12 protein-coding genes are annotated in these 13,565 nt (G+C 37.5%); 7 read left to right on the plus strand and 5 right to left on the minus strand.

Annotated elements, in window-relative coordinates; all coding sequences use genetic code 11:
• Window positions 1-63: 63 nt before the first annotated feature.
• Window positions 64-1,056 (minus strand): glycosyltransferase family 4 protein, encoded by a 993-nt coding sequence (locus H6G68_RS07010; protein WP_190905986.1) that lies wholly within the window; start codon window positions 1,054-1,056, stop codon window positions 64-66.
• A 131-nt stretch (window positions 1,057-1,187) separates the two neighbouring features.
• Between H6G68_RS07010 and H6G68_RS07015 the strand changes: the two genes are divergently transcribed.
• Together H6G68_RS07015 and H6G68_RS07020 are read left to right on the plus strand one after the other, a co-directional pair.
• Window positions 1,188-2,267: a glycosyltransferase family 1 protein gene (locus H6G68_RS07015; RefSeq protein ID WP_190905987.1), complete on the plus strand. Its 1,080-nt coding sequence runs from the start codon at window positions 1,188-1,190 to the stop codon at window positions 2,265-2,267.
• A gap of 32 nt (window positions 2,268-2,299) precedes the next feature.
• Entirely contained in the window at window positions 2,300-2,968 is a 669-nt protein-coding gene (locus tag H6G68_RS07020; protein WP_190905988.1) for an ATP-dependent Zn protease, read from the plus strand.
• A gap of 47 nt (window positions 2,969-3,015) precedes the next feature.
• On the opposite strand, the gene H6G68_RS07025 is transcribed toward H6G68_RS07020, so the two are convergent.
• Window positions 3,016-3,231 (minus strand): heavy-metal-associated domain-containing protein, encoded by a 216-nt coding sequence (locus H6G68_RS07025; protein WP_190905989.1) that lies wholly within the window; start codon window positions 3,229-3,231, stop codon window positions 3,016-3,018.
• Between the two features lie 427 nt (window positions 3,232-3,658).
• Between H6G68_RS07025 and H6G68_RS07030 the strand changes: the two genes are divergently transcribed.
• The 5 genes from H6G68_RS07030 (at window position 3,659) to H6G68_RS07050 (ending at window position 10,149) form a co-directional block, all read left to right on the plus strand.
• Window positions 3,659-4,012 (plus strand): hypothetical protein, encoded by a 354-nt coding sequence (locus tag H6G68_RS07030; protein WP_190905990.1) that lies wholly within the window; start codon window positions 3,659-3,661, stop codon window positions 4,010-4,012.
• Complete coding sequence (locus H6G68_RS07035) at window positions 4,009-5,676, plus strand: DUF7226 domain-containing protein (RefSeq protein WP_190905991.1); 1,668 nt, start codon at window positions 4,009-4,011, stop codon at window positions 5,674-5,676. Before H6G68_RS07030 ends, H6G68_RS07035 begins: the two co-directional genes overlap by 4 nt.
• 161 nt (window positions 5,677-5,837) lie before the next feature.
• Window positions 5,838-8,480 carry an alanine--tRNA ligase gene (alaS, locus tag H6G68_RS07040; RefSeq protein WP_190905992.1) on the plus strand — a complete coding sequence of 881 codons (2,643 nt, stop codon included), beginning with the start codon at window positions 5,838-5,840 and terminating at the stop codon, window positions 8,478-8,480.
• 197 nt (window positions 8,481-8,677) lie between these two features.
• Window positions 8,678-9,160, plus strand: a complete 483-nt coding sequence (locus tag H6G68_RS07045) for a tellurite resistance TerB family protein (protein WP_016951900.1) — start codon at window positions 8,678-8,680, stop codon at window positions 9,158-9,160.
• A 728-nt stretch (window positions 9,161-9,888) separates the two neighbouring features.
• Window positions 9,889-10,149 carry a hypothetical protein gene (locus tag H6G68_RS07050; RefSeq protein WP_190905993.1) on the plus strand — a complete coding sequence of 87 codons (261 nt, stop codon included), beginning with the start codon at window positions 9,889-9,891 and terminating at the stop codon, window positions 10,147-10,149.
• A 119-nt stretch (window positions 10,150-10,268) separates the two neighbouring features.
• Here the strand turns inward: H6G68_RS07050 and H6G68_RS07055 are convergent, their stop codons facing one another.
• From H6G68_RS07055 to H6G68_RS07065, 3 genes are all read right to left on the minus strand, one after another.
• Window positions 10,269-10,445: a serine dehydratase gene (locus H6G68_RS07055; RefSeq protein ID WP_190905994.1), complete on the minus strand. Its 177-nt coding sequence runs from the start codon at window positions 10,443-10,445 to the stop codon at window positions 10,269-10,271.
• A 712-nt stretch (window positions 10,446-11,157) separates the two neighbouring features.
• The gene (locus tag H6G68_RS07060) at window positions 11,158-12,516 is read right to left on the minus strand and encodes a cytochrome P450 (RefSeq protein ID WP_190905995.1); all 1,359 of its coding nucleotides are present in this window, start codon (window positions 12,514-12,516) and stop codon (window positions 11,158-11,160) included.
• 65 nt (window positions 12,517-12,581) lie between these two features.
• Window positions 12,582-13,517, minus strand: a complete 936-nt coding sequence (locus H6G68_RS07065; RefSeq protein ID WP_190905996.1) for a 1-aminocyclopropane-1-carboxylate deaminase/D-cysteine desulfhydrase — start codon at window positions 13,515-13,517, stop codon at window positions 12,582-12,584.
• Window positions 13,518-13,565: the final 48 nt, after the last annotated feature.

Raw genomic sequence — 13,565 nt, forward strand, 5'->3', positions numbered from 1 at the left:
GTGAGGATTGCTCTGAATATATTCAAATATACTGCCCATAACGTCTTACCAAAAAATACACTTTTATATTCTTATACCATAATTTAATTCTTTTTCGGAGATGTCTATTACATAAGGAATTTCGCCACTGTCGCTACCAATCACAGGAACACCGCAAGCAAAGGCTTCAATTAGCATCCTTCCAAACTGTTCTTTCCAGTTAGGCATAGTTTGGCTGGGAGCGACAAGCATATCCATAGCATTGAGGTATTGGGGAACTTGGTTATGTTTAACATCTGTGCAAATCCGCACCTGTGAAGGATAACGCTTTGCCCAAGTTCGTAATGATGATTCCAGGACACCAGTACCAACGAATAAAGCCCGCCAAGGAGTTTCTAATCTATCCAAAACCTTCATGAGCAAATCTAATCCTTTTGCCGCAGTAAATCTTCCTAAATAGCCGATAACAGGCGTTTCTTGTGCTTCCCAGCCTAGAAAACGATGAATTTGGTATTTGGCATCAATAGAGGGGTAGAAATGGTTAATATCGACACCCAGGGGAATTAGTCGCATCGGCAGTGAATAACCCAGGCGAGGCTTTAAAGCTTCTGCAACCGTCTGTCCGCTACATATCCAGCCGGCTGCATGGTTCATGGCATAGTTTTCGAGCCAATTGAAGGGTAGTGGATATCGCTTAAAGTGGCTTTGAGCGGTTCTGTAAACTAATGGAGTACCTTCAGGTAGCCACCAAGCAACTTGTGCGCCTGCAAATATATATGGCTCCTCCCAACAATGCACTAAATCCCATCCTTGCTGCATAATTTCCCGCAGTCGCCAACCATAGGTCATGATGTGAATGCGTTGGCTATTATACACGGGGACTGGTTCGAGATGACAAATTTCACTAGGGTCGGTTTCTAGGTGCATAGGTCGCAAATCGCCGTGCATAAATGACGGAGCAACGGCTGTTATTTCCCATTGGTCCTGTCCCAAACGGGCTATTTCATTGACTAATCGGCGGTTCAGGTTGACCACATAGGAGTGACCAATAGAGAGAATTTTGCGAGTATTTGGCATAGGTTAGCGAAGGGATTAATGGTATTGTTTATTCAATATCATCATCAGTACTTAAACCGAAAGTATGATATTTTGAGTTTTGTTGCCTAAAAAAAATTTAATATTGTGGTAAAAATTAGTATAGCTGGAGTATGGTAATTACTGTAATTGTTCCCCGTCTACCCCCGGCGGTAGATGGAGTGGGAGACTATGGACTGAATTTAGCCAAACAAATGCGTCAAGATTTTGGAGTAGTAACAAAATTTATCATTGGAGATGCAAATTGGTCTGGTGAAGCGGTTGTAGAAGGATTTGCCGTTAAGCAGGTGGCTGATTGCTCCTATCCTGCTTTGTTAGAATTATTACCTCATCAACAGAACTCAGCACAAACTGTGCTGTTGCATTATGTGGGCTATGGTTACGCCAGGAGAGGCTGTCCAGTTTGGTTGGTGGAAGGTTTAGAAAAGTGGCGAAAACAGGGTAATAATCGCCGTTTGGTGACGATGTTTCACGAACTCTATGCTTTTGGTGCAATTTGGACTAGTCAGTTTTGGACATCACCACTGCAAAGAAATTTAGCAGCGCGTTTGGTTTGTTTGAGCGATCGCACTCTGACTAGTAAGCAAGGTTATGCTGATATAATCAGTAAATTCAGTCAGGGTAAGCATTTTGATATTCCGACTTTACCTGTTTTTTCTAATGTGGGTGAACCTGAATATCTCACATCTTTATCATCACGTTCCCGACGTTTGGTAGTCTTTGGTGGTATGGGACAACGTTCTCGTGTTTATCAACAATCATTATTAGCATTACAACGGACTTGTCAAGAGTTGGAAATTGAGGAAATATTAGATATTGGCCCGGCGCTAAAATTTGAAATTGAGCCAGTGAATAATATTCCGGTTACTTGCTTGGGAGTTAAGTCTGCTCAAGAAATCAGCAGTTTATTATCAACTTCCTTGGTAGGTTTTTTTAATTACTCAATTGAATACTTGACAAAATCAGGAATTTTTGCTGCTTACTGCGCTCACAAATTGTTGCCGATAGGTATATGGTATGAAGGTAAAGATGTAGATGGTCTGGAAGCAGGTAAACATTACTGGCTGGCGGATAAGTATCAAAATAGTATGAACTTATCAGTAGGACAGATAGTTGCAGATAATGCTTATGCTTGGTATCAAAACCACAGGCTATCAGCCCAAGCTCAGACTTTTGTAAAGTATCTAAAATGAAGGAAGATTAATCTGTATTCATAAACCTGAAAATGAGCCAAACTGCGATCAATCTAATTGCTATTTCTGTCTTTCTCATGACTCTCTCAACTCTGTTGGGACCATTAGTACATCTGTCACCAACAATACCCGCTTTAGTGACTGTGGCGTTTTTGGGTATTGCTACTTTGGATAACTTCAGTTTACAAGGGAAGGGAGGGACGATAGTTTTAGATTGGTTAGCGCGATTTTCTCCAGGATATCGAGAACGGATTATACATCATGAAGCTGGTCATTTTCTCGTTGCTCACCTGTTGGGAATTCCTGTCACCGGCTACACTCTCAGTGCGTGGGAAGCTTGGAAAATAGGACAACCAGGACAAGGTGGGGTGATTTTGGAAGATAGCGAAATTGCCAAACAATTGGAAAAAGGGAAAATTACAGTCTCGATGTGCGATCGCTATTGTAATATTTGGATGGCGGGAATTGCGGCGGAAACTCTGGTTTTTAACTCGGCTGAGGGTGGTGGTGATGATAAAGCTAAGTTAAATCAATTTTTAACAGCTTTGGGTTTTGAGGAGAAGGTTTTTGAACAAAAACAACGGTTTTATTTGCTGCAAGCTAAAAATCTAATTCAGGAACATTGGGAAGGTTATCAAGCTTTGGTGGAAGCAATGAGACAAGGGGTTTCGGTTGAAGATTGTCAAAAAGCTATCCGCTAGTCAGGTAGTCTGCCATTTAGCTAACTTTTTAAAAGTTATAAAAACTTTCAATAACCTTCAATGTGATATCCAGCCGCAACGATTACCTGTTTGATTGAGTCCTCAGAAGCGATAGATTCAGAAGCTGTGGGTTCAACAGTAACAGTCTTAGCCTGAACATCAACATCAACTTTGGCATCAGGCATCATAGTGTGGATAGACTCAGTAATAGTTTTTGCACATTTTTCACCAGCAAGATTCGATACTTTTATTTTCAGCGCCATACATACATGACCTTATTTTTAATAAAATCCTTCACTGATTCAGTATCATTGATTTAAGCAAGTTTAATCATCCTACTAGAGTCATAAGAATTCCATGAAACATATCAGCTATTGGAGATAGGTAGTTTTTGTACACAAAGACTGTCCTAAACACTGAAGCAGTTGCTTTTGAGATACTTTCCCGAATATTTTTGCCAAACTGAGATGCTTTCATTGGCAAGGAATTGAAACAAAATGCAAAAATAGAATGATGCTGCAAGGAGGTTCGGTAGCTCTCAGAATAATGGCTTATAACTCCAATAATAGCCTAGGATTTTCCCATAAAATACTTAATAGCCATCTGATCCCCAAATCATAGATAAAATTTTCCTATGTATATTTGTGGTAAGATTTGGGACAGTCAATTAGCTAGATTTCAGGCTTTAATATGTCCAGTTCCCAAGCACCCTACCGTGGAGCAGTACAAGCTCAAGGAGATGATATTACAAAGAAAGGAGGCTACACGCGTGCTTGGGCAGAAGACAAACCTGTTACTGATGAAGAGGGATTATCATTTCTTGCTAAGATTGAAGGAGAATGTACTAACTCTGAAAAAGCAGAACGAAAACAGGCTTTTGCTAAAGCTAAACGTTTCGTTAAGAATGCTAGTCAACAAGGTGGTGTGGGACCAGAATCCCAACCTCACTCATTTCAAGATCCTAAGCGTACAGTTAGCAATGCTCGTGTTGACATTGAAATTCGGAGCGGTATCACTTTTATTCCTAAAAAATCAGCAGAATGACAACTACTCTCACTAAAGTACAACAATTTTTAGACTCCGGCGATAGCGACGGAGCGAGAGAAGAAGTTGCAAAAATATCTGTTAATCTAAAAAAAGTAGATGAGACTGTTCGAGATTTTGCAACCTTGCTTGCACTAGGATCACAGCAAGTTGTAGAAATAGGTTTGGGAATGTTGGGACGTGAACTTCTTAAAAAAGCTCCAGAAGAAGTCAACAATAATGTAATTTGGTTATTTCTCGCATCAATATTATCTCGACATAACATAACTTCTGATAGTCCATTAAGGATTAGTATTATTGGGCTTATATCTTGTATTAAAGATTGGGAATTACCTATTTTTGCCTTATTAAGTCCTTCACTAGACTCTTTTTTAAAGGTGAGTCTTGTTGAAGAAAATCCTCTTATTTCTGAACAGACGCTAGATTTTATTTCCACTTGGGGAGAAAATTATGCAAAAGCTCCTCGTACAAGAAAGCAACTTAAAGAGTTTAAATCTTTGACTCAATTAGTGCTAGATAGAGTAGATGATTTAGATATACAAGAGGAATGGAAGGAAGGACTAGAGACGTTTTTTCAAATAGCAGGAAAAAAGCAAGACCATAAATACTCAGATCAACGTATTTGGTCAGATGCCAGTAATTTACTCAAAAAAATCTATAATCCTGCAATCTTAAATTCGGATACAGGTGCAAGTTATTATAAAGTACAAGACAATATATGGCGATTAATTACCTCATGTCTTGCTGCGATGGGAACAATCCTTGGTGAAGATGGTTTATCAGTTGCAGTTCGGATTGATGGACCAGAAGAGAATCCACCTTGGTCAGTTGTCGCTAGTGTAATTGATCAGCTAGAGAAATTAGTTCAAGAAATTGCAGATGCAATTTTTCATAAAATAACTAAACTTCCCACTTTTGCTCCACCACAGGCAATTCCAGGCTCGTGGACAACTGTACTTCACATTGATCTAAATTCCAATCAATCAAATTTACTTGCAACTGCAATCAAATCTCTTCTCTCAAAAGAAGATCAAGAAAATGAAAGTAACCCATTTGTAGTTAATAGTTGGCAAGATTGTGTAGCAAAACTAAAAGAGAACGAACTTCGAGTCAATTTGGCTGTTTCTACCAATAGTACAGAACTACACTTTGTTAAATCTATTTCTACAGAAGATATTCCTAAAATTGAAGAGTCTCTTCAGCATAATATTAGAGTTCTATCTCATGACGTTCCCCAAGCTGATAATCTTGAAAGAGTTTTAGATCTTGCATCTCTATTAATTCAATATCCATTATCTCCATCAATAGTCAGACAAAAGTTTTTAGAAATAAATGGAATTACCGAAAGACAGTTTCTGTACTATCGGAGAGCGGTAGAAATTCTTGGTCTTGTAGATGACCGTGAGCGACCAACCACAACTTGTTATATGCTTAATCGTTTCCAAAATGAAGCAAAAATAAAATTTCTGGCTTACCAATTTATATCATCAAACGTTGGATCAGCATGGTTTAATTGGCAAAATGTAAATAACCTTTCAGATATTCAACCCGAAAGTGCGACTCAATTCTTGTTAGAAGTATGTCCATCACTTTCAGAAGAAACAGCTAAACGACGCGCTAAGACACTAAAATCTTGGTTGAATATATTTCTTCAGCACTGGTAACAGGAGGCGGAGAATTATAAGAAACATCTATTTTGTAAAATTTATTCAATCTTTGTTAGTTTAATAAACCATATTTCATATTTCCTGGCATAAGTTATAAATAGTAATGATGCTTTTTGCCGATTTTCCCACATTAATTAAATTTGATTTCTTAAAAACTCATGTCTTCAACTCCCCAGTATCTTAGCGGTAACGATATTCGCGCTTTATTTCTCGACTTCTACACCCAACGGGGACACCAACCGCTTCCGAGTGCTTCCCTGGTTCCAGAAGATCCTACTGTACTGCTGACTATTGCGGGGATGTTACCATTTAAACCGATATTCCTGGGACAGCGGACACCGGAATTTAAACGCGCTACCACTTCTCAGAAATGTATCCGTACCAATGATATCGAAAATGTGGGACGGACGAAACGCCACCATACATTTTTTGAGATGTTGGGTAATTTTAGCTTTGGTGATTATTTTAAAGCACAAGCGATCGCTTGGGGTTGGGAATTATCCACTCAAGTTTTTGGGATTTCTCCTCAAAATCTGGTTGTTAGCGTATTTGAGGAAGATGACGAAGCATTTGCAATTTGGCGCGATAATATTGGTGTAACCGAAAAACGCATCAAGCGCATGGGTGCAGATGATAACTTTTGGGTATCTGGCCCTACAGGCCCTTGTGGCCCTTGTTCAGAAATTTATTATGACTTCCACCCAGAATTAGGAGATGATCATATTGATTTAGAAGATGATTCCCGATTTATCGAGTTTTATAACTTGGTATTTATGCAATATAATCGGGATGCTGCCGGTAATTTAACCCCGTTGCAAAATCAGAATATTGACACGGGAATGGGTTTGGAAAGAATGGCACAAATCCTGCAAAAGAAGCCGAATAATTATGAAACAGATTTGATTTTCCCGATTATTGAAACAGCGGCGAAAATTGCCAAAATTGATTATCATCAAAGTGATGAAAATACCAAGATTTCATTAAAGGTAATTGGTGATCATGTCCGTTCTGTTGTTCACATGATAGCCGATGAAATTCGCGCTTCTAATGTTGGTAGAGGTTACGTTTTACGTCGTCTCATTCGTCGTGTCGTTAGACATGGCAGATTAATTGGTATTTCTGGGGAATTTATCAACCAAGTTGCAGAAACAGCAATTTCTCTTTCTGAATCAGTTTACCCAAATTTGCGAAAAAGGGAAGCTGCTATTAAAGCAGAATTGCAACGGGAAGAAGTGAATTTCCTCAAAACTTTAGATAGAGGAGAAAAGCTGTTAACTGAAATTATCGAAACCGTAAAACAGCAAGGACAAAAATCTATTACTGGTGAAAGTGCTTTTACTCTCTATGACACCTACGGTTTCCCATTGGAATTAACCCAAGAAGTCGCAGAGGAAAATAATCTGACTGTTGATGTTGAAGGTTTCAATGCAGAAATGCAAAAACAAGTAGAACGCGCAAAAGCTGCACATGAAACCATTGATTTAACTGTTCAAGGTTCTTTGGATAAACTTGCAGAACATATTCACTCTACAGAATTTATCGGTTATACCGCAACAGCAACAACAGCAAAAATCGAAGTTTTGTTAGTTTCTGGTGTTTCTGAGGAAGCAGCAGAAGCAGGAACAGAAGTACAAATTGTTTTAGACAAAACTCCTTTTTACGCTGAATCGGGTGGACAAATCGGCGATAAAGGATATATTTCTGGTGATGGGATTTTAATCAGAATAGAAGACGTGAAAAAGGAATCCGATTTCTTTATTCATTTCGGACGCATTGAAAGAGGTACAATTAGAATTGGTGACAATGTAACCGCACAAATTGACACCGCTTGTCGTCGTCGCGCTCAAGCTAATCATACAGCAACTCATTTATTACAAGCTGCATTAAAGAAAGTTGTTGATGAAGGAATTTCTCAAGCGGGTTCTTTGGTTTCTTTTGATAGATTGCGGTTTGATTTTAACTGTCCCCGTGCTTTAACTGCGGATGAAGTTCAGCAAATTGAAGAATTAGTAAATAGTTGGATTTCTGAAGCGCATTCTGCAAAAATCGAAGTATTACCCTTAGCAGAAGCAAAAGCTAAAGGTGCAGTTGCGATGTTTGGGGAAAAGTACGGTGATGATGTGCGCGTGATTGATTTCCCTGGTGTGTCAATGGAACTGTGCGGGGGAACTCACGTTAGTAATACTGCGGAAATTGGCGTTTTCAAGATTATTTCAGAAGCGGGAGTTGCTTCTGGGGTAAGAAGAATAGAAGCGGTTTCTGGTGCGGCGATATTGGATTATTTGAATGTGCGTGATAAAGTGGTCAAAGATTTGAGCGATCGCTTTAAAGTCAAACCGGAAGAAATACCCGACAGAATCACAACTCTACAAACTGAACTTCGCAACAACGAAAAAGAAATTCAAAGCCTAAAATCACAAATAGCAATAGTTAAATCTGACAGTTTATTACAAACTGCGGAAATTATCGGAGAACACAAAATCATTATCGCCCAAATGGATGATGTTGACGCAGAATCATTAAAAGCTGCTGCGGAAAGATTGCTGCAAAAAATCGGTAACGGTGCGGTGGTTTTAGGTTCAGTTCCCGAAGCCGGGAAAGTGAGTATTGTTGCAGCTTTCAGTTCTGAAGTGAATAAGAAAGGTGTACAAGCTGGAAAATTTGTGGGAACTATAGCGAAAATATGTGGAGGTGGAGGTGGTGGAAAACCCAACTTAGCCCAAGCTGGGGGAAGAGATCCAAGTAAACTACCAGAAGCTTTAGAAACTGCGAAAAATGATTTATTAGCAGGGTTGAAATAGGAGTTTGTGGGGTAGGTATCTTGCCTACCCAAATTTTTGCATTGATTAATATATTTTTAATATTAGGCTTTTTGCTAGTAAATATTTGCAGTTTAAGATATTTTCTGTTAACAGTCTAAACTGTCCTTGTGTTTTTTCCTTAGTAATGATAACATCCCAGAGTGAAATCATGTTTTAATAGACAAGAAGGAAAATTTATGTCTGACATCAAAAAACTTGGTCAATCTTGGATATTTAATTGGTTTTTTGGCTTTAGTGAGATCCCTACAGATGAAGATTGTTGCATTTATATGAAATCAGTTTTATGTTGCGCGAAGGGAGATGGAGTTCTCTCAAGGGAAGAAAAAGATTGGGCTATTGGATTCTGTGCATCCTGGGGAGTAGCAGACTGGGTAATTGAAGAGCTAAAAGCATACGAAGCCGATGAAGACATAGAAGAGGTAATTGCTCGCTCTCCTCAAGTATCTATCGCACAAAGAGATTTACTTCTCACAGCAATTAGAGCTTCTGCTGCTGATGGAGAAATTCATGAACAGGAAAAGAAAAAAATTCTACAAATGGCTTCTATTATAGGGGTAAAAGGAGAGATAGTAGAGCAGTTAGAGCAACTGCACAAAGAAGAATTAGCATTACGGCAAAAGCGTATTAACCTCCTATATCCGGAGAAAAGCCCTTATTAATAACCTACAGGTAAGTAACTATATTCAACTCCAACGCTAAACAATTCAAAATTTACTTATCTGCTTCTTAAAAATTTAAGAAAATTTAGAAGTAATAACTTTGAATTAAAGCAAAGTGTATGGGGTGGCAATTTTGGGTGTTGTATAAATATGGCATCTGTCAATTCAAAGGTAGCGTCTTTAGCTCTACATAGATGTTTGTAGGCGGCTTGACGGAATTCTTCTAATCTGGCACGTTTCTCTGGCACGTTTCATATTGGCGAGTCAGAGTTAGCCCGGATTTCTCTCAGTTTCTGTCAAAAGGGAGACTGTATTCAATCAGACTCCTTTTTTTTCTTGAATATAACCAATTTAGTCTAAACTCCAGTCAATTATTCTTTCATAAATCTACCGCCAATTCATGCAAATTTTTATTAATTAACAAATTTTTAAAATATATCCCCAGCTTTTTTAATAAGTCAGGGATATAAAAATACATATTGAAAAGTAAGTAAAAATCAAGATTTCTGCTCAGGAGGACGATTTTGCAAAATATCAAGAATGCGCCGATTTTCAGTTTGTAAACCCCGCACATCCATAGCTTAAATCTAGCATCTATTTCCTGCCAAATATTATTAGCAGATATTTATGATAAAGTAGATTTTAACGCAGAAGAATAATCAAAAATTAAACTCATCTTTCTCTCTGCGCCTCTGCGTGAGATAATCATAATCAAAGGAGTCAAAAAAATGGGACGCATCAACCCTTACACCCTACAAATGCAAATTACCCAAATGTTTGCCCAAGGACAATCATTTTTTGCTTTAACAAAAGTCCAAGATTGGTTAAGAGAACATAATCAAAACCCCCTAGAGTATGAGATAGTTTTTCATCAAAAACCCGCACCTCCAGGTTCTAAAGAAGTGATGGTAATAGAAATAGAACTCAAACGCAAAGATGGACAACCTGTAGATTCTTGGTTACAAGAACAAGCCAACCTTCATGCTTAAGATTACCAAAAATAAATATATACTAACTTTAGTATAGTGAAAAAATAGCAATTCATTGCCCCTTTGCCAACAAAGAAGGAAAGAAAATTTCTTTCCTTGTCGCTGTTGCAGAAGCTTTGCTAATTTGCTGCTAGGTGATTAGCCACTTCTTCTAATGTTTTAACCAAGTGTTCTAAAGTATAGATATGTTGAACTTGTTGGCTAGAATTATTGGTATTGGTAGAAACTTGAGTTGATTCTTTAGTCAAATTACGATTGCTTTGCATTTCTTTTAATCCCTGAGTAGCTAACATCATTTATTCCTGGTTACTAATATATAGCTTATCCTGATAAAAATACTTAAGTACTGAGATTTTTCATGTACTCTTTAAAATGTAAACAAAGTTCTTCATTCTTGCTTGACATCAGGTTGATATTAATTCATTAGTACTAAAGTTTCTAGAATTTATGATTGAGAGTCTAAAAAAATAAAAGATATATACCTAGACAATAGCGTATATATACTTATAATAGTTAGTTTTGGATAAATAAAAGTACTACTAATATTAGGTTTGCTTAATTACTTATAGCCATTTTCAATTCAGTAAAGTATGGGTATTAAGACATACTTAGTATCGTGTCCGGTTGACTACTTATCATTAGGGAACCGCGTGGGGACGCGTCAGCCCTAATTAGGGCTTGCTGAATAAATGTAAAACCTAGATAAATCAAGGGATTCAGGGGTAAAAAAGGTTAAGTTGGTGCAAGGAATAGACATTTTACCCATCAAAAACTTATCACTTTTCCGCCAAAGCAACTATTCAAAAGCTGCTTCTAATTCTTCCTCCTGACTCCTGACTCCTGACTCCTGACTCCTAACCCCTAACGGAAAGACTTTTTCAGCAAACCCTAATTACAAGTCTTTAAGCGAACACGACATAAAGCACCTGAAAAAGGAGGAGATTTTCAGTAACTGCCACTAGTATATGCACTTAGTTAACTTTGGCTATTGTTAACTTACATAAGCCATTACCGCTGATTTAGTAACATCTTTACCCCATATTTAGGACGCAGTGTAAAAGCTGTCCAAGGTACAATTTCTTGATTTGGGACTAGTGTTAATTTAAATTGCTGGGCGATAGTTGCTAACAATAATACAGCTTCCATTTTCGCAAAAGATTGACCAATACAAACCCTAGGACCACCACTAAAGGGAAAATACGCAAAAGTTGGTATTTTTTTGACAAAATCATTTGCCCATCTATCAGGATTGAAAACTTCTGGTTGTTCAAAATACCTTGAATCACGGTGCATTACCCATGGACTGATAACAACTCCATCACCAGTACGTATAGGATACCCAGCAATTTCACAGTCTTGCAAAGCTTGGCGACTCATAGCCCAAACAGGTGGGTATAATCGCATTACTTCCATAATTACCCTTTCTGTGTAAATTAACTTGGGTAAATCAGCAAACGTTGGTGTTCTTCCAGCTAAAACAGTCTGTAATTCTGTTAATAACTTTTGCTCAACTTCGGGATGTTGAGATAATAAATACCAAGTCCAAGACAATGCTAAAGCAGTAGTTTCATGACCTGCAATTAATAAGGTTATCAATTCATCTCGGATTTGTTTATCACTCATGCGAGTTCCATCTTCATCTTGAATATGTAACAGCATGGATAGCAAATCATGGGCAGTTTCACCACTTTCTCTTTTTTCTTGAATGATGCGATAAATCAATTGATCAAACTGTTGTACTGCCTTTTTAAATCGCAAGTTTAGAGGAATAGGAAGCCACTCAGGAGTTAAATATAACAACATATTACTGTTGCGGGCTTCAAAATATTCTATGCTGATCTGCATAGCCTTTTCTACCTGTGTTACATCCTCTAACAATTCAGTTCCAAATAAAGTTTTGGCAACAATTTCTAAAGTGAGGTGCATCATGTCTTCATGAACATCTCGAATTTCGTCCTCATGCCAATTTTTTAACAACCGCTTGGTGTAATCAACCATGACTTCACCATAGGCAAAAATCTGTTCTCGGTGGAAAGCTGGTTGCATTAATCGTCTTTGACGTTGCCAAAATTCTCCGTCACTTACTAATAGTCCATTCCCCCAAATTTTCCGCAAAATGTGAAAAGTTTGATGTTTGGTAAATAGACTATTCTTTTTAACCAGCAATTCTTCAATATAATCGGGGTGATTAAGTTGATAAAATGACAATGTCGGACCTTTCCAATGGACAATATCACCATATTCTTGAGCCGAACGACTCATAAACCCAATGGGGTCTGCTGCATATTCTGGTAAGATACCCAATAAAGGATGAGTTTTTGGTCCTGGTGGATAATTTGCTTTCTTCTTTGGAGATACTGTAACCATGAATATTTCTCCCTACTAATTTTAAAAAAATCGATATTTATAGTTATCAGACAGGATATTTCTAATTACGGAAAATTAGTGAGATCTAAATATTTTCTTAATCCGAAATTACCCTGTAACCCGCCGGTATGTACTAAAAGCAAAGATTCCGATTCAAAAAAACCTTGTTTGATTAAATCTATGATTCCATAAAACATTTTTCCCGTGTATATATAATCTAGCGGTATGTTGTGTTCTTGCTGGAAATTATGACAAAATAGCTTTAATTCATCTTTTACTTTAGCATAACCACTAAAATGGTAATTACACACCAGTTCCCAAGGTGCAGGAGAATTTACTGGTGCAGGTAATCCAGAATTAATATAATTTGTTAATAGGTTATTGATATCTTCTTTGAGAAACTCACCACCTTTTAATACAGGAAAACCAATCACTTTTTGTTGTTGATTTAATGATAGTGTCATACCTGCCAGTGTTGTTCCTGTACCGCAAGCTAAACAGATAGTGTTAAATTCTTTAACCGTTTGTAATATCTCTATACAACCATGTACACCATTCAAGTTACAACCACCTTCAGGAATAATAAATACTTCCCCAAACCTTCGTTGTAAATTCTCCTGAAATTCCGCTGTATTCTTTTGTTTGTAGGTTTGACGATCAATATATACTAATTGCATTCCCTGTGCTAATGCAAATTGTAAAGTATGATTTAGAGGTCTATTTTCTTGTCCACGAATTACCCCAATAGTGCGGAAACCAAATATTTTACCTGCGGCTGCGGTAGCATAAATATGGTTAGAATAAGCACCACCAAAGGTAAGGATGGTTGAGATATTTTTCTCTTTAGCTTCCGCCAAGTTATACTTCAACTTAAACCATTTATTACCGTTAACTTCGGGATGCATGAGATCAAGACGTAAAATAGATAACTTAACACCTACATTAGCCGCTATTTCACTATTAATTTTTTGAATAGGTGGAGGCAAAAAAATTGACGACATATCAAGTTAAAGTTAAAATTTAATGGAATTGAATAAAATCAAAAAATT

It is taken from the genome of Anabaena catenula FACHB-362, assembly GCF_014698735.1.
Lineage (GTDB): Bacteria > Cyanobacteriota > Cyanobacteriia > Cyanobacteriales > Nostocaceae > Anabaena > Anabaena variabilis_A.